Source organism: Cytobacillus sp. FSL R5-0377, assembly GCF_038004385.1.
Lineage (GTDB): Bacteria > Bacillota > Bacilli > Bacillales > Cytobacillaceae > Cytobacillus.
Genome location: NZ_JBBORA010000001.1, coordinates 4634501 through 4651225, shown reverse-complemented (window position 1 = coordinate 4651225; position 16725 = coordinate 4634501). Strand labels below are relative to the sequence as shown.

The following is a 16725-nucleotide window of genomic DNA, read 5'->3' as shown; positions in this document are numbered from 1 at the left end:
AGAATGTTCAAGACCAAAGCAATATTTCTCTTTGTAAGTTAATACTAAGGAATGCGAATGTCTCATCTACACTTTCCCTTCGGAATATCAATGGCAGCTGCTAAAGCCTCAAATTTAACAACTTTCCCAGCTGCTAGGGTTCTTGGAGGCAGTGACAATAGGCCAATTTAAAACACCAAAAATATTTTACCAGCTTCAGTCTTGAAAAATTCTCAAAAAGTTCCGCCCCAAAATCTTTTCTATATCTTCCGTCTTGTACCCTCTATCTGCCAATCCCTTAATCAATTGACCCAGGTTTCCATGCCCGTCAATCACGTCGAACGGTTTTCGCGGCATGCTGGCTAGATCCTCTGCAGACACATATTTGAAGAAATCATCACATAAATCGAGACCTAATCCAACATGATCAATGCCAGCCAGCTCAACCATATAATCAAGATGTTTAATCAACTGGTCCAGATTGCTGTTTTCGTCTTCTGCCGCAACAATGATGCTGACCGCGTTTATTCCGATAACACCGCCTTTGGAGGCAATAGCTTTTATTTGGTGATCCGTTAAATTGCGCATCGTATTTGTAAGAGCCCTTGCATTTGAATGGGAAGCCATAATAGGTTTTTTTGAAATTTCAATGACATCCCAAAAACCTTCATCATTCAAATGCGAAACATCAATCGTCATACCCAGTTGTTCGGCTTCTTCAATTAACTGGACACCAAAAGAGGATACGCCTCCTTTCCTGCCTTCCCGTATCGGGCTGAAATGGCTTCCATCACCGACTGCATTTCTTCTGCTCCACACCAAGCCCATGTTACGGACACCCAATTCATAGAATATCCTTAACAGGCTTAAGTCTGTCCCAATTGGCTCTGCACCCTCAAGAGAAAGCAGGAAACCGATTTTGCCTGATTTCTGGGCAAGCAGCATGTCTTCACTATTTTTGCAGATCATTAACTTATCTGGGGATTCCTGTACTTCTTCCAACAAAGCACTTACTTGATTCAAGGCTTTCCGCAGGGCCATTTCCGGCAAAAAACCGCTATCTATAAAAATAGCTGCAATAATGATATTCACACCGCCCTGCTTAAAGCGCGGCCAATAATCGGTTTCAATCACCTTCTTTTTTCCTCGTTCTCTTTGAATTGCCACGTCCATCAATAAGTCGAAGTGACCATCAATAATTAGACTGTGTTTTTTAATCTGATCTATATATGCTGCTGTTTCCATTCACTAGGCCTCCAAATATAAAATTACGGTCCAATCTGTCAATCATGAGTAAAAAGCTCTAGCAAGATTACTAGAGCTTTTACCATGTCAGCCAATCCTACACTAACTCATTCACTTCCATGCGGGCTAAATCTCCTGCCGCTTTTACGCGAATACGGGTTGCATTGCCAGGCATGTAGGCAAGCGGAACATCTTCTATATCTACAATGACCAGGCTATCAGGATCAGCACCAGCATTGATTGCTTCAGACATAGCCTTTTCTTTAGCAAGTTGAAGTGCCTTTTCTCTTCCGATTTCGGCAAGGGCATATACCTTTTCAATTTGTCCGCTGACTTGGGAGATGGCTGCTCCGATGGCATTTGCTACTCCTGAATGTTCAGGACGAATGACCTCTGATGCACCTTTCAATTCTTCCGGCAGCAAGATGCTTCCTCCGCCAACAAGGATTACCGGTACGGGTGCGGCACTTGTTTTCATTTTATCAATAGCTTCTTCCACAAGCTCGACCATCCTATCATAGACCTTATTCAATATTGTTTGATCAAGATGTGCTACCTTTGAAGAATCTCCAAGATTTACTTTGCCGAGTGCTACTGCAACATCAGTGGCGGTTAACGTGTCCCCTCCAAAAATAAGGCTTTTTTCCGGCAGCCGATATCCAACGCTATCAGGTCCCACTGTAAAGCTGCCATTTTCTTGAATTCGGATAATCGTTCCGCCGCCAAGTCCAATAGAGATCAGATCCGGCATCCGGAAATTCGTGCGGGCTCCTCCAATTTCAACAGCCAGGGAGGATTCCCTAGGGAAAGACTGAACCAGAACCCCGACATCAGACGTTGTACCGCCAACATCCACTACGATAGCATCCGAGGAATCACTTAAATACGATGCACCGCGCAGTGAATTCGTTGGGCCGCAAGCGATTGTGAAGATCGGATATTTCACCGCATACTCAACGGACATGAGGGTACCATCATTTTGTCCGAAAAAGACTTTAGCCTCAATGCCTTCATTTTTTAAAGCATCGATAAATCCGTCCGCTGCTGTTTTGGCAACATTGACAACGGCCGCATTCAGAATGGTTGCATTTTCCCTTTCAAGCAATCCTACTGATCCAATTTCTGATGATAAGGAAATGGAAATATCATCTCCCAGCACTTCTTTTAAGATTTCACTTGCCCTATGCTCATGGGCTTGCGAAACTGGAGAGAAGACAGAAGTGATCGCAATAGAATCGACTTTCCCTTTGATTTCCTCAGCGATTTGATATAAATGCTCTTCATCTAAAGAAACGATTTCGCGTCCATCAAATTCATGTCCTCCCCGGATCAGGTAAACATATTTTCCTAGTGCAGCACGAAGGTCATCAGGCACTCCAATCAGCGGCTTAACCGCGAGAGTTGCAGGAGCTCCAATTCGGATTGCAGCAATTTTATTCAGTCTTTTTCTCTCAACAATCGCGTTTGTGCAGTGTGTGGTTCCGAGCATCGCATATTTGATTTCTTCCCGCGGGACATTCGCATCCTTAATAATTTTTTTCATAGCTGTATAAATGCCTGTTGCCACATCTTCGGTTGTTGGTGATTTTGTTTCCGAAATGACATTATTATCCTGATCTAAAAGCACTGCATCTGTATGGGTTCCCCCGACGTCAATTCCAATGCGATAAACACCCATTATACCGTCACTCCTTTTTTGGCTAGTTCTTCAACAGGGACATATTCTACATCATATCCAAAATACTTTGGACCAACTGTTTCAATCCCCTTCTTAGTTCGCCACTTTGGATGGCAAGGCATTCCGATAATGACACATCTCGCACCGTATCTAATCCCCTCTGTTGTGATAGGTAATCCAGTTTCCGCATCAAGTACCGCAATCAGGTCAGGTGTGACACAAAGCAGGCGCTGATCCGTCTGGGCAAGAAGATGTTCATTCTGGAATCGAACCTCCAGAGTCTCGCCTTTATACTCATTGATTCCTTCGAAGGCTGCCACCCCTCTTGCAAAACCTGTTTCTGTCTTCCTATTAATATCGCTGACCTTGCCGCGGAACAGTTCAAACCCTTTCGCCTTTTTCAGGACTTCGCGTATAGGGTCTGCATTATTTTCCTTAGCAAGCCGGATCGCTTTGCCAATTTCCTCTTCCAGTTTTAAGATATTGCTAATTCCGCTTTCCTTAATATCTTTGCCGGTCATTGGATAGATGGCAATCATGGAAGAACCGCCCATTTCAATCGTTGCCGCCCGGGCTATCCTTTCTGTCCAGACATTATTGATTGTCGACAATAGCGTTGTGTTGCCTTTTTCATCTGCGATCACCATTGGAGTAGCAGAGATTCCATCCAAGTAGAATGTAACCATTTGCAGTTCAGGGAACGCTCGTCCCATCCCATCCACATCTACAACCGGAAGGCCAAGTTTGGCAGCAAGGGCCAAGGGCAGCATGGAATTTAAACCGCCTGCTTCAATGGGCATAGTTGCATAAATCTCTTGCCCTAAATACGATTCAAGGTTTTTGAATGCTGCAGCTGCCTCCTCACCGCTTGGGGCCTTCTCAAGCATAACGGTTGGCGCCCCCATCATGGCGGATGGAACAATTAATGCATCATCCGGCACCTCATCCGGATCTAAAAGTGTAATTTCCCCATATTCTTCAATCGCCTGCAGTGCCATGAGCTTTCCAATGTAAGGGTCTCCCCCTCCTCCTGTTCCAAGTAAGGCGGCACCTACTGCTATATCTTCAATCTCCTGCTTGCCTAATTTTCTCATTTTTTTAAACCTCCCAATATTCCAAAAATTTATGACGCAATATGTTCTTTAACCTCTTTATTGCCGGATATGGTTTTCACCGCTATTACACCGAGGTAATAGATGATAGCGCTTATTAACAGCGAATTAATGGATGGTATTCCAAGCGTTATAAAATAGCCGCCTGCAAATCCTGCAGCCCAGGCAAATAAAGTCACTGGATTTAATTTCTCCGGCTCTGATGGCAAGATGCCTTTTTCCCTGCTTTCATCAAGTGCTTTACGATAGGTTTTTAACACGAAGTAATCCACCACCATAATACCGGCTATAGGAGGAATCATGATTCCAAGAAGAACGAGGAAATCCACAAATCTGTCCAGGATGCCGAGAATGGATAATAGTGTTCCAATCGCACCAATGATAAGGGTAATGAGCCCGCGATTTACTTTTACCTTGAAGACGGAATCAATGATATTGGTAAATCCCAGTGAAGAAGAATATAGATTTAAGTTATTAATTTTCACGGTTGAAAAAACAACCACTGCAGCTCCAAGCCAGCCCGATGTTTGAAGCATAATGCTGACTACATCACTTGTTTTTGCTGCGTGGGCCATAAGAACCGCTATCATTCCGACACCAAGCTCGCCCACAAGGGTTCCGATTGTGGTCATCCAAAATACATCCTTGCCATTTCGGGCAAATCTGCTGAAGTCAGGTGTGATGACTGCACCAATCATGAAGCCTCCCGCAACCATTGTTGCACCTACCCCTATGGAAAGTCCTTCTCCGGGAGGAGGAGTACTCATAAGGTTAAAAATGGAGTGGTCATTTAATACCTGGTAGATTCCAACCCCTACTACCAATAGGAAAGCTGGTACGGCAATTTTCGCAGTCATGCTCAAAAGCTTAAATCCGAAAATAACCAATACGGTTACGCCTAATCCAGTAATTGCTGCTGCGGCAGCCAGGCTTAATTTGCCTTCTGTGGCCTGAACCAGGCCATTGGCAAAAACAGAGTTCTGCACACCAAACCAGCCAATTGTACAAATAGCGATAACAGCTCCAATTATGGTCGAACCGTATCTGCCGAATCCTGTCCAGCGGGATAATAGACTCGTAGATAGTCCTTCACGCGCCCCCGCATAGCCGATTAGAAAGCTTACGACCTGCAATATAACACTTCCGAGCATCATGGCCCAGAACGCCTGCCAAAAAGTCATTCCATATCCCAAAGCAGCACCAAGCATAAATTGAGAGAGTGTCGCCAGAGCACCAACACGGACAAGCATGATATCCCACATTGGCAAACGTGCTGACTTGGGGACTCTGGACAGAGAGTAATCGTCTCCTAACTTTGAATGATCTTCCATGAATTTCTACCTCCTGTTACATTTTTCACTCTTCTGCCTTGGCATTTAAGTAAAAAGCTTTGGGGACAAGTAAACTGTGAAATAATTAAGCTTTTACTTTTATGAGCTTTTAACACGCTCTTTAGATGGCGGTGTCATGTAAGTCAGGCGGCTTTGTTTAACGCCCATGACAATCAGATTTTCAAGTAGTCTCGTGGCAGCAAACACCGGATCGATGACCGGTACGTCATAGCCGTTCTTTTTTAAGCGTGCCTGCAGTTCGGCGGCAACACCCATAAAGCCTGTACAGCCTAAAATAAGTGCGTGTGCATAATCTTGCTCGATTGCTTTGATCATTTCCTCGTATAATTCTCTTTTTAGCCTATCTTTATCGTGAACTTCCAAAACCGGAATATTTACATAACGTACTGAAGCCAAATTTCCGTTTACACCTAAAGTCTTGCTGATATTCTCAATCATTGGGACAACATTTGGAAGCACGGTCACAACTGAAAAGGATTTTGCAAGAGAGCTTGCGAACAGCATAGAGGCTTCACATGCACCCACAACTGGAATATCCAAGATCTCTCTGGCAGGCTTGACGCCCGGATCTCCGAAGCAGTCGCTAATAACGCCTTGATAGCCTTCCTCTTCTGCCTCTTTTGCTTTTTCTAAGAAATTAGGCACGCATAAGGCCTCATCATATTCGCTTTCAACAGAGGCAGGCCCATAATCCAGACTTGTAACGCCCACTTGGGTTGTATCGGATGCATAGTATTTAACTTCCTCTTTAATTTCCTCATTAAAGATATCCGATGTAATAGGCATGATCACTTTGATCTTCATTCTTATACACTTCCTTTTTTAAAATTTTTCATTGTATTTATTATGGAAAGAGCGCAATCCTGTCAGGCCAATTCTCCTAAAGCCTTTACCCGAACTCTTAACACTTCTCCTTCCAGATAATCAAATGGGAATTCTTCCAATGAGACAAGCTCGATGCTCTCTTTTTTTGCACCCTTTTGCAGAAGCTGCTGAAAAAGCTGATCTTTTGCCTGTTCAATGACTTCCTGTTTAGTTATGCCATTTAACCAGAAAACTTTATCTAATTCTGCAGATAGAGGAGCAAAACATGCTCCAACAGCGTTGCAAATATGGTAGCCAGCCGGATGCAAAACCTTCTTATATCTGCCAAATAACCGATTAGCGAGAAGCGGACTTCCCCCTCCAACAAGAATGACAGGCAGATCCTCGACACTTGGCTGGAGCCGTGAGATGGTCTCCTTAATATCTTTTGTTACCACTTGAATAACTTTTCTGCAGTCTTCTTTTGATAAAAGGTCCAATCCTTTCAGCTGTAAAGTTTCATCCTGAAAAGAATCGGGAAATAGTTTAAGAAAGGAGTCGGTTAACGTCCATGTACGTCCTCCCCATGCCATCCCCTGCTGTTCGATATCATTAGCAATTGTATCCTTGATTTCCGCTAATTCGTTTTCAATTGTGATAAGACTTCCGCCTCCATATGGTAAAGAATGAATTTGCGGAACACGGACATTAACTTGAATATCAAAAATAGAAGAAGAACCTACAGAAACTTCGGGCTGTCCATTTATTATTTTTCCAATATCAATAGTACTTCCACCAACATCCACAACAATGCAGCTCTTTAAACCGCTTAAGATACTGGCGCCTCTAATACTATTGCTCACACCGGAACCAATCGTCAGGATGGGATATTCAAGAGCTTCATGTATTTCCATAAGTGATCCGTCATTCTGTGTCAGCCAATAGGGGCAATTTAATGACAGATTCTTAAATATCTTTGATAAGTCAGTCATGGCCTGCCTTAAGACTTTTGATAAAATGGCATTTAATAAGGCTGCATTTTCCCTTTCTATAAAACCGGTGCTTCCGATTTCATGTGACATCGTCACCGGTATTTCAGGATAATGTTCCTTTATGATTTTCCGTATTTCCTGTTCTTCCGTTTCATATAAAGGAGAATAAGCCCCCACAATACAAATGGATTCAAAGTTGTATTTTTCAATATCGCTGAGCAGCTTGTTTATTTGGCCAGAATTCGGATTTAATAAATCTTCCTTATTCCCCTTGTAATCACACAAACTCTTAAAGTCATACACTCCCCCTATATACTTCTTAAGATTCGAGGGCCATTGGATGGCAGGTCCAATTAAAGAAGGTATCCTGGTCATGCGGATCAGCGCGGTTTTTGCCAGATTGTTAGGGTAGTATAAGGCATTGAGCACATGAGTAGTCCCCAGGAATACACCCTCAATTTTGTCTGGCGGAATATTCGCTTCCTGTAAAGCTTCGCCTGCTGCTAATTCAATGCCGGTAATGATATTCTTTGTTGTTAACTGTTTCGACCAGGAAAGAAGCTTGCCGCCGTTCGTTATGATTACTGCATCTGTATTTGTACCGCCCACATCAATTCCAAGTTTCATAGCCTGAATCCTCCTGAAATGGTTTATAGGCACAGGCTAATCCGTAGCTGCTCGGACCAACTAACTCCAGCATGTCTTTTGTACGAAGAATATTAGGCGCAGGGACAGCGACTATGGTAATAGAAAGACCTGATTGAACTTCAGAAACATTGTAAGGAATTAAATTCTCCTGATTTAATACCAGGATAAGATCTGGTGCTGTACAAATGTATTGGCCATTTTTTATGGATATAAATTCATTCTTGAATTCTATTTCAATCCGTTGATCCGAAAATGCAGTTCGCCCTTCAACAATGAACTTTCCTACAAGCGAGCCTTTTTCAAACCAGCGGCTCACCTCTGTTACTGCTCCGCTAATGATTTGCTGAGGCTTCCCATAAATGGAGTTTTCAAACACATGTATCAAATTATCCATTTTAAGACCTGCTGATGATTCACTTTTAAGGACATTCCCCAGCCTGAATATTAAATTTAATGTTCCGGGAATCATAGACGTCTTCATTTTCCGACCTTTAGCTCCATATCCAATTAAATGGGCATGGCCACCATTTTTTACGGTGAACACCTTTGCCGTTTCTGCTGTGTAATGAGCATTATCCGCGTCATAAATAACCCTATTCGTGACGTGGGTTTGTAAAACCATCGGTGATAACGGAATCCCCGATAAATGGAAGGCAGTCATAAATAACTCCGGAAAGGCTCTTCCCATTCCATCCCCGTCAATGACGGGCAAATTCGCTTGGATTGCTATTACTAAAGGTATTAAAGAATTAACACCGCCTATTTCGATTGAAATAAGGGCTCCTACATTCTTGTTTATGACGGATTCATAAAGCTTTAAAGCCTGGACCCCTTCATGTCCGCCTGGAATATCCTCATTAAATAAAACAATGGATCCCATAATACCTGCTGCAGCCACCCATTCATCCCCAAGATCTGAAATGGTTTTGACCGCAATGACATCATCTTCTCTCATAATGGACATCAACAGATTTTCAGCTGTTTTTGTATCACCGCCCCCTCCGCAGGATAATAGCTTTGCCCCTAATGCTAAAATGGGAATATCATTCTTTCTAATCTGCCAAGACATATGATGTGCTGCCCCTTTCAAATTTTATTAATGCAAGAACTGTGCCAGAAAAGAGAAAACCCCTCAGGCTTGAGGAGCATAGGATTGTTAAGCTTTATGATTTTTTCGAGTGCAAAACTATTGAGAATGAGAAAGAAATAAAATCTAAAAATCATGATGATTTAAACGTTTTTCTCAAACTTTCTCATTTTTTCTCAGTTTTTTGATTTTTTATCATATTTTAAACCTTTTATTTCTGCTGAAGACTCATTTAATTTTCATCTTGTTAATCCTTCTATACAATGTAGGAAGGCTTATGTTCAACTGTTCAGCTACTTTCTTTTTGCCTGTTGTATCTCTGCCAAATTGATCTAATAGCTTTAGAATTTGCTCCTTTTCATCTGAATGTTTCTGTCTTCTGCCTGAAGCTACAGCCGGTATTTGCTTAAGAGCATTTTTGTTTACCTGGCCTTTATATAGTTCACTTAAATAGACAGGCAAGCTTTTAATCGTGACCAAATCACCGATCTCCAGCTGCATAAAGTGATGGACAACATTTTGGAGTTCCCGTATATTACCTGCCCAATGATATTGCAGCAGAATTTCAATGACATCTTTAGATAATCGCTTTGGTGATCGGAAGAGCTTTTGAGAAAATGATTTCAAGAAGTATTCGACAAGAATAGGAATATCTTCTTTTCTTTCTCTTAGGGGAGGTATGGTAATTGGAATTACATTTAGCCTGTAATATAAATCCTCCCTGAATTGCCCTTCGGAAACTAATTCTTCCAGATTTCGGTGAGTAGCTGTGATGATGCGTACATTTATTCCAGTAGTTTTCGTATCCCCTACCCGTTCTATTTTTCTTTCCTGAATCACTCTTAACAATTTAGCCTGGAGATGAAGAGATAAGTCGCCTATCTCATCCAGAAATATCGTTCCGCCATTGGCCATTTCAAATCTCCCTGGTTTATCTGCATTTGAACCTGTAAAAGCCCCTTTTACATGTCCGAAAAGCTCACTTTCCAGCAGCGATTCAGGTATGGCTGCACAATTAATGGCGATGAATGGGCCGTCTTTTCGATTGCTCGCCTGATGTATGGACTGGGCAAATACTTCCTTCCCAGTACCGCTCTCACCTCTAAGTAAAACGGAAGAATCACTTGGAGCTACTCTTTTTGCTATTTCAACCACTCTTTGAATGGCCTCGCTTGTCCCTTTAACATCATGAAAGGAGTACAGAAATTTTTTTTCTTCTTTTTTCATTGTTTTTAAAATCGGATTCAACTGGATAAGAATTGATTCTATTTGTCCAGCTGATAAAATAGGCTTTAATCGGGCCAGAAAGGGCTCTGACTTTCGTACGATCTTACTTGTATAGAGAGAGACATTCATTTCCTGCTGATTGGCTATTTTGGTTAACTTCAGCCAATCCGGAACCGAAATGATTTCTGAAATATGTTCACCTATTAATTCTGCCTGTGTTTTATTTAGCATGCTGCAAAGGCTATTACTGATGTTATGAATGGTTCCGTCCCTGCCAGCTATCAATATAGGCTCATGGATAAAATGAAAAATTCCATTTATCTCTCCTAAAAACTGATTATTCTCCTTTTTCATTTCATGATTTTCTAGTTTCGCACCTGCCCATTCACTGCATAAATCAAGCTGAAGCTCTAGAAAATCCCAATTATTTAAAAACCACTCCCTCTGTTCTTTTATGGGAGTAATTACTATTATTCCTGCTACTCTTTTTTGGATGAAAATGGGAGAAAATGCAGCAGTTTCAATTGAACAAAGATCTTTCGCAGAACAAGACATACATGTACTATGATCAGATTTCTGCTTTACTATCGTAGTGATTCCGGTCTTCATGATCTTAGAGGCAATCTGACATTTTAGATGCAAATCCTTCCATTCTCCTCCTGCCAGCAATACATCTGCGCTAACAGGGTATGACTGAAAAAACTTAGCGGCACCTGACTTTATTTCTGTCATTAATTCTTCCAGCATAGCTATCACCCCCAACTATCAAATAATTTATAATTCTATCATAACAAAGGCAATATTCTGATTTTAAAATATTCCCGGTATCAACAAAATTCCTTCCTTTCCCAATTCCCTGCTTTAGAGCTTCCATTTCAATCGTAACAATCTCGCTGTAATCAAATCACTTTTTGACAGTTCGCCAAAAGCAGTCGAATATCACTATGGATATTTTATAGTCATACAAAAAATAAAAGCATGAGCCCTTTAGAATACCGACTCAAGCCCAAATGCCAAATTAGATAGCTGTCTAACTTTTTGGGGTACTTCAGAATCTTCCATTTTGAAAAACTCTTATACTCAAACACACCATATAAATGTTAATAGAATCATTTACCCATCAGAGCCGATTTTTTTGTATAGGAAGAAAGAAATACACCCGCAAATACAAGGCCTCCCCCAATCATTTGAGAAACGGTAATGACTTCTCCCAGAAAAAAATAAGCCGCAATTGCTCCAAATACTGGTATCAAATTTAAAAAAATTGATGACTTGGAAGGTCCTATTAACACAACTGCACGATTCCATAACAAAAAGGAACACACGGAGGGGAAAATCCCTAGATAAAAGAGCGCAGCCCATTCTGCAGAATTAATTTTATCCACTGAAAGCAGCGGCAATTCTATTGCAGCAGCAGGGATCATCAGAATGAAGCCAATACTGAGACTATAGCCGAATATGGCAAAATCCCTGTAGCTGCTACCACAATCACCATAGGAGCAGAAACAATACCAGCTTGTACTGCGGCATCCCCAATTACAAGCGCTTCCACAATACTTACAGCAGAACCGATTGTTTTTGGAAGGCGAACCCCTGCTTCCCGCAATGCTTCGAACATCAACTCCATCATCAAAGCTTCCAGCACTGCTGGAAATGGAACATTCTCTCTTGCGGAGGCTATACTGATTAACAAATTTGCAGGAATTAACTGTGGATGATAGGTTGTCACAGCAACATATAAGGAGGGAAGCAACAGTGAAATATTAAATAAAAAATAGCGAATCCAGCGAATAAAAGTTACATATATAAACCGTTCATAATAATCCTCAGCAGCCTGCAATCCCGACCAGAAGGTCATAGGTACGATGAGAACAAATGGAGTATTGTCGACTAGAATTGCTACTTTTCCCTCTAATAAACTTCCGCAAACGATAAATCAGGGCGCTCGGTGTTTTGAATTTGAGGAAATGGAGAAAAGGGTAAATCTTCAATAAACTCCTCAATATACCCAGTTTCCATAACTCCATCAATTTTAATTGAACCCACTCTTTTTCGAACTTCCTCTATTACAGCTTCACTTGCAATTTTGTCAATATACGCAACTGCTACATCAGTTTTTGAATACTCTCCAATGGTAAAAGACTCTATTTTCAATTTTGGACTTCGAATTCGTCTTCTAAGCAAACTTGTATTTACCCGCAATGTTTCAGTAAACCCATCTCTAGGACCGCGTATAACCGTTTCAGAAGAAGGCTCTTCAATGGATCGTTTTTCAAATCCTTTTAAATCTGCAAGTAACCCTGTAGACTCCCCATCAACCAAAATAGCGACGTTTGCCTCTAAAATACCTGCAATTAACTCATTTACATTCATGGTAAATTTTATTTGTGCTACAGCAGCAAGCTGTTTTTGTATGGTTTTTTCAAATGTTAATCTTTCTTCATTTTCAGACAGGATGAAGCAATTTGACATTATCTCATCAAGAATTTTGGTGTCACATAAACCATCTACATAAACATATAGAACATTAACATTATTTTTAATAGGGACAACACGAAACACAATATCAGAACATTGTTGAGCCCCCTTTGCAAGGCATTATGATTTATTAATAAGATATTTTAGTGGGAAGTGTTAATGTGTTTAATTTCTATTTTATTTGGTGGGGTGAGTAATTAAGAAACTAATGAAAAAAGATTGGTTGATTTAAATCCAATGATGAAGAATTAAGTTATAAGGAGGATCTTTTAACCATTGAAGTGTCTGAAGAAAACAATCTTCCGGCATAGCCGCCTAAGATCGATGTTAGAATTAGTCTCTTTATACCATTTGGGTCTGCCCCAAAACCACTGATACAGCAGCTAAAACCACATATGCCATATCGGTTTATAACCCTGGGCAGAATATTCTCTTTATGTTTCTTGTTTTTTAATGTATGAGCCTCTTAGCCTGAGACAACACACCTATCACTAAACAATCCATACCGCTATTTGTATCTTTGTTATCATACAATACCTCAACCCTTTCGTTTTTTGTCTTGAAAATTTGACAAAAAAAACGGCCTCGGGGCGATAGAAAACAAATAAAGTAATATTCCATCGACCACAATGGCCGTATCTTTTATGCGTTCCCGCTACCTTCAATAGACTGCAAAAAAAATTAATAGAAAAAAAGAATTAAAGAATTACTGTAAAAGCTTAATTGCTTAGCAATTGACGCTCTATTTAACTAAATCCCTCCACTTTCTTTACTGCATAACAAGGCCGCCGTCTACATAAAGTGTCTGCCCTGTCATAAATCCGCTCCAATCTGAAGCTAAAAATAAGACCGGCCCCTCAATATCACTTGGTGAAGCAAGCCTTCTTAATGGTGTTTGGGAAATAATCATCTCCTTTACTTCCTCTTTTGTATCACGACTTGCATCTGTAGGATAGACTAATCCAGGCGCTACACAGTTGACTCTAATTCCAAAGGACCCAAGTTCCGCAGCCAAATTTCTACTATAACCCACAAGCGCACTTTTAGCAGTTGTATAGTCAGGGTATGGTACAATCGGCCGTTCTACTAAATTACTAACCATATTGATAATGCTTCCTTGAACTCGTTTTTTCATAGCTGGAATAACAGCCTGGCATAGGTAATGAGTAGAACGAAGTGTACCATCCATTTGCTCCTGATAATCCTCCCAAGTGAGTTGCCAAGCTAATTTTCGCTGATCTGGATTAAACGTATATGGTCTAAAAGCGTTATTTACGACTACATCAATTTTTCCTGCTTCTAATAAGATTTCATCAACCATATCCTTTACAGCTTGCTCCTGTGTTACATCAGCTTGTATGGCCCAGGAATCTCCACTAAGTTCAATACAAGCTGAAACAACCTCTTCAGCTGCTGTTTGGTTTTTTAAATAATTAATGACAACAGTAGCACCTTCTTTGGCAAAACCTTTTGCCAGGGATGCCCCGATTCCACGACTTGACCCTGTAACAAGCACAACTTTGTTTTGAAATTTCATTCCATATCTCCTATTATTTTTTCGGAATAAGCTCCTCTGTTACAATATTCTTCATGTTCAGTGGGTTTTCAACCAATCCTAATCTTCTATACGTATCTGCTGCCACTTGGAACATTTCCATGTCAAAAGTACCTAAGCCGCGTTCCTCAGTTGTTGTCGAAACACTTGATTTGTTCCGAAGCTTAATAATTTCCAGGTTGCTGGTTTCATTTTTCCCATCAATCGCATAGGCCGCCGCTAAAGAAGCTGCTTCATCCGGATTATGTATCATCCATTCCGCACTATTTCTATAACCAATGATAAAGCTTTTTAAAAGTTCCTTTTTCTTCTGATATGTTTCCTCTGTTACAACGAATACATCACTTGGAAAGTTTAGATAGTTCTTCACCTCCATGACATTCACTTCACCAAGGTCCTTCTACTGGCCTATAAATAAACCAGTATCTGTAGCAGCTGTTGCGTCCACTTGTCCTTGCATTAAAGGAGCAAAGTTTAAGATGCCTGTTTCAACAATCTTCACGTCTTCTTCTGTTAAGCCTGCTTCGTGTAATAAAACTAATAAATTTTGTCTTGTCCCACTTGACAGGCTGTAAACACCAATCGTTTTCCCTTTTAAGTCTTCCGGCTTCGTAATGTTTTTATCTTTTAATGAAACTATATTGAACACATTCTGAGGATAGATATTATATATAACTCTTGTTTTTATCTTTTAATGAAACTATATTGAACACATTCTGAGGATAGATATTATATATAACTCTTAGTTTTTCCCCTTTGTCTAAGGCAAAAAATAATGAGCCTGGATCAGTAAAAGCAATGTCGGCTTTTCCTGTTAAAATATTTTTAATGGCATCTCCCCCTCCTGCACCAGGAATAAAGGTCATGTTTAATCCTTGTTCTTTGAAAAACCCTTTCTTCTCCTCTACAAGCAGGTTTGTTTGTTCTGTAATCGGTTTGCTCCAGCTTGCTACTCGAATTGATTCCAGCGTTGCTTTCTCTTGTGTTGTACTAGTTGAATCTTGGTTACATGCTGTTAAGATTGTTAAAATTGCTATAATAAATGCCTTCATCATGGTCTTCATTTTCTATTCATTTTCTCCTTCTTTTTGGGCTTTATAAGCCATTTCTCTACCAGTCGCACACCTTCATAAAAAAACATCCCCAGCAGGGTGAGTAATATAAGGACAGCGAACATTAGGGGTGTATCCATCATCCCTTGTGATGCAATAATCATGGCTCCTAATCCTTCACTGCCTCCAATGAACTCCCCAACAACGGCTCCAACAACCGCTAATACTACCGCGACACGAAATCCAGCCAAAATACTAGGCAGCCCGGAGGGAAGTTTTAGATGAAGTAATGTCTGCCATCTTGTAGCATTTAAAACTCGAAATAATTCTTTTTTATTTGAATCAGTCTGCTGAATTGCCACGATAGTGTTTTCCAGCAGCGGAAAGAAGCAAATAAGTGCAGTTATGACTACTTTTGATGTCATCCCAAAGCCAAACCACAAGATAAATAACGGGGCAAGTGCAAGCTTTGGCACAGCCTGACTGGCAATGACATAGGGAAGAATGATTCTTCTTAAGAAATCAATTTCTCCCAAGATCATACCCGCTATTAAACCTATTAGACTTCCAAAGAAAAGTCCTAAAATAACTTCTAAGGATGTCCTATAAAGATGCGGCAAGAGATACCCGGACACCATTCCATCCCAAAGTACAGATAAGACGACTGAAGGAGCAGGTAAAATAAGCTCTGACATCGTACCTGCGATAAGCTCCCATAGGATCATTAGCAAGAGGAACAGTACGAATGAATAAAGTCTGTAGTTTTTCATCCTTCCCACCCATTCATGGCAGTCCGAATCTTTAAGCAATGCTCATTAAACGAGGAACTGTACCGATCAGAAGCTTGACGCGGCTTCGGCAGTGGTACGGTTAATTCTAAAATAATTTCTCCGTTCTTCATGACTGCAACCCGATCCGATAAATACACTGCCTCAGTTATATCATGAGTAATAAATAATACTGTCATTTTTTGATCATGACACAGTGATAATAAATCATCCTGCAGCTCTTCTCTTGTAATGGCATCAAGTGCAGCAAAAGGCTCGTCCAAAAATAACATTGAAGGATGATTAATCAAGGCTCGTGCTATAGCGACACGGCTTTGCTGGCCACCTGATAGTTCAGATGGATAATGGCCGTCATAATCCGTTAGCTTCATCATCCTTAATAATGTCTTGGCTCTCTCGCAATCTTCCGCTGTTGGCTTTCTTTTTAATGAAATGGGCAAAAGAATATTTTCAAGGACCGTCTTCCACTCCAGTAGTGTAGGTGCCTGAAAAACAAAGCCGATGTCAGATGAAGGTCCGGTTATTTTCTTATTTCCTAACGCAACAGCCCCCGTAGTGGGCTCAAGAAGTCCTGCTGCTACTTTCAATAAAGTTGTCTTCCCGCAGCCGCTTCGTCCTAATAGGCTGTGAAATTCTCCCTTTTTAATCTCCCACGATGTATCATTTATTATATTTTTTTCTCCATCATAACTATAGGTTACGTTGTCAATGATTAAAAAACTCATAGT

Annotated in this window: 13 protein-coding genes and 2 pseudogenes; all 15 read right to left on the bottom strand. The window is 40.7% G+C overall.

Translation table 11 applies throughout. The annotated features are described in order from the left end of the window. Nucleotides 1-195: 195 nt before the first annotated feature. A complete protein-coding gene (locus NSQ49_RS23505) occupies nucleotides 196-1224 on the bottom strand; it encodes a dipeptidase (RefSeq protein ID WP_251284171.1) in 1029 nt (342 codons plus the stop codon). Nucleotides 1225-1321: 97 nt separating this feature from the next. After that, nucleotides 1322-2902: a hydantoinase/oxoprolinase N-terminal domain-containing protein gene (locus NSQ49_RS23500; RefSeq protein ID WP_159344988.1), complete on the bottom strand. Its 1581-nt coding sequence runs from the start codon at nucleotides 2900-2902 to the stop codon at nucleotides 1322-1324. Further along, nucleotides 2902-3996, bottom strand: coding sequence for a DUF917 domain-containing protein (locus NSQ49_RS23495; RefSeq protein WP_251284170.1), 1095 nt, complete (start codon nucleotides 3994-3996; stop codon nucleotides 2902-2904). The genes NSQ49_RS23500 and NSQ49_RS23495 overlap by 1 nt, the downstream gene beginning before the upstream one ends. A 29-nt stretch (nucleotides 3997-4025) precedes the next feature. Continuing rightward, nucleotides 4026-5345, bottom strand: coding sequence for a purine-cytosine permease family protein (locus NSQ49_RS23490; protein ID WP_251284169.1), 1320 nt, complete (start codon nucleotides 5343-5345; stop codon nucleotides 4026-4028). Between the two features lie 99 nt (nucleotides 5346-5444). Then, nucleotides 5445-6170: an aspartate/glutamate racemase family protein gene (locus NSQ49_RS23485; RefSeq protein WP_251284168.1), complete on the bottom strand. Its 726-nt coding sequence runs from the start codon at nucleotides 6168-6170 to the stop codon at nucleotides 5445-5447. Between the two features lie 62 nt (nucleotides 6171-6232). Beyond that, nucleotides 6233-7789 (bottom strand): hydantoinase/oxoprolinase family protein, encoded by a 1557-nt coding sequence (locus NSQ49_RS23480; protein WP_251284167.1) that lies wholly within the window; start codon nucleotides 7787-7789, stop codon nucleotides 6233-6235. After that, complete coding sequence (locus NSQ49_RS23475; protein ID WP_251284166.1) at nucleotides 7773-8879, bottom strand: DUF917 domain-containing protein; 1107 nt, start codon at nucleotides 8877-8879, stop codon at nucleotides 7773-7775. The genes NSQ49_RS23480 and NSQ49_RS23475 overlap by 17 nt, the downstream gene beginning before the upstream one ends. Before the next feature lie 246 nt (nucleotides 8880-9125). Then, a complete protein-coding gene (locus tag NSQ49_RS23470; RefSeq protein ID WP_251284165.1) occupies nucleotides 9126-10871 on the bottom strand; it encodes a sigma-54 interaction domain-containing protein in 1746 nt (581 codons plus the stop codon). A 362-nt stretch (nucleotides 10872-11233) separates the two neighbouring features. Next, nucleotides 11234-11548: a DMT family transporter gene (locus NSQ49_RS26750; RefSeq protein WP_251284164.1), complete on the bottom strand. Its 315-nt coding sequence runs from the start codon at nucleotides 11546-11548 to the stop codon at nucleotides 11234-11236. 29 nt (nucleotides 11549-11577) lie between these two features. After that, nucleotides 11578-12719, bottom strand: a pseudogene (locus NSQ49_RS23465) (spore germination protein); the annotation flags it as partial. 652 nt (nucleotides 12720-13371) lie between these two features. Continuing rightward, a complete protein-coding gene (locus NSQ49_RS23460) occupies nucleotides 13372-14139 on the bottom strand; it encodes an SDR family oxidoreductase (protein ID WP_251284163.1) in 768 nt (255 codons plus the stop codon). Between the two features lie 13 nt (nucleotides 14140-14152). Continuing rightward, a pseudogene (locus tag NSQ49_RS23455) lies at nucleotides 14153-14806 on the bottom strand (ABC transporter substrate-binding protein). 16 nt (nucleotides 14807-14822) lie between these two features. Beyond that, nucleotides 14823-15221 (bottom strand): ABC transporter substrate-binding protein, encoded by a 399-nt coding sequence (locus tag NSQ49_RS23450; protein WP_341071444.1) that lies wholly within the window; start codon nucleotides 15219-15221, stop codon nucleotides 14823-14825. Then, the gene (locus tag NSQ49_RS23445) at nucleotides 15218-15979 is read right to left on the bottom strand and encodes an ABC transporter permease (protein WP_251284161.1); all 762 of its coding nucleotides are present in this window, start codon (nucleotides 15977-15979) and stop codon (nucleotides 15218-15220) included. The genes NSQ49_RS23450 and NSQ49_RS23445 overlap by 4 nt, the downstream gene beginning before the upstream one ends. Next, nucleotides 15976-16722: an ABC transporter ATP-binding protein gene (locus NSQ49_RS23440; protein ID WP_251284160.1), complete on the bottom strand. Its 747-nt coding sequence runs from the start codon at nucleotides 16720-16722 to the stop codon at nucleotides 15976-15978. Before NSQ49_RS23440 ends, NSQ49_RS23445 begins: the two co-directional genes overlap by 4 nt. Nucleotides 16723-16725: the final 3 nt, after the last annotated feature.

What these genes read in the sequence shown, in the direction of transcription:
- NSQ49_RS23505 (WP_251284171.1), bottom strand. Translation starts at nt 1,224, where the DNA reads ATGGAAACAGCAGCATATATAGATCAGATTAAAAAACACAGTCTAATT.
- NSQ49_RS23500 (WP_159344988.1), bottom strand. Translation starts at nt 2,902, where the DNA reads ATGGGTGTTTATCGCATTGGAATTGACGTCGGGGGAACCCATACAGAT.
- NSQ49_RS23495 (WP_251284170.1), bottom strand. Translation starts at nt 3,996, where the DNA reads ATGAGAAAATTAGGCAAGCAGGAGATTGAAGATATAGCAGTAGGTGCC.
- NSQ49_RS23490 (WP_251284169.1), bottom strand. Translation starts at nt 5,345, where the DNA reads ATGGAAGATCATTCAAAGTTAGGAGACGATTACTCTCTGTCCAGAGTC.
- NSQ49_RS23485 (WP_251284168.1), bottom strand. Translation starts at nt 6,170, where the DNA reads ATGAAGATCAAAGTGATCATGCCTATTACATCGGATATCTTTAATGAG.
- NSQ49_RS23480 (WP_251284167.1), bottom strand. Translation starts at nt 7,789, where the DNA reads ATGAAACTTGGAATTGATGTGGGCGGTACAAATACAGATGCAGTAATC.
- NSQ49_RS23475 (WP_251284166.1), bottom strand. Translation starts at nt 8,879, where the DNA reads ATGTCTTGGCAGATTAGAAAGAATGATATTCCCATTTTAGCATTAGGG.
- NSQ49_RS23470 (WP_251284165.1), bottom strand. Translation starts at nt 10,871, where the DNA reads ATGCTGGAAGAATTAATGACAGAAATAAAGTCAGGTGCCGCTAAGTTT.
- NSQ49_RS26750 (WP_251284164.1), bottom strand. Translation starts at nt 11,548, where the DNA reads ATGATCCCTGCTGCTGCAATAGAATTGCCGCTGCTTTCAGTGGATAAA.
- NSQ49_RS23460 (WP_251284163.1), bottom strand. Translation starts at nt 14,139, where the DNA reads ATGAAATTTCAAAACAAAGTTGTGCTTGTTACAGGGTCAAGTCGTGGA.
- NSQ49_RS23450 (WP_341071444.1), bottom strand. Translation starts at nt 15,221, where the DNA reads ATGAAGACCATGATGAAGGCATTTATTATAGCAATTTTAACAATCTTA.
- NSQ49_RS23445 (WP_251284161.1), bottom strand. Translation starts at nt 15,979, where the DNA reads ATGAAAAACTACAGACTTTATTCATTCGTACTGTTCCTCTTGCTAATG.
- NSQ49_RS23440 (WP_251284160.1), bottom strand. Translation starts at nt 16,722, where the DNA reads ATGAGTTTTTTAATCATTGACAACGTAACCTATAGTTATGATGGAGAA.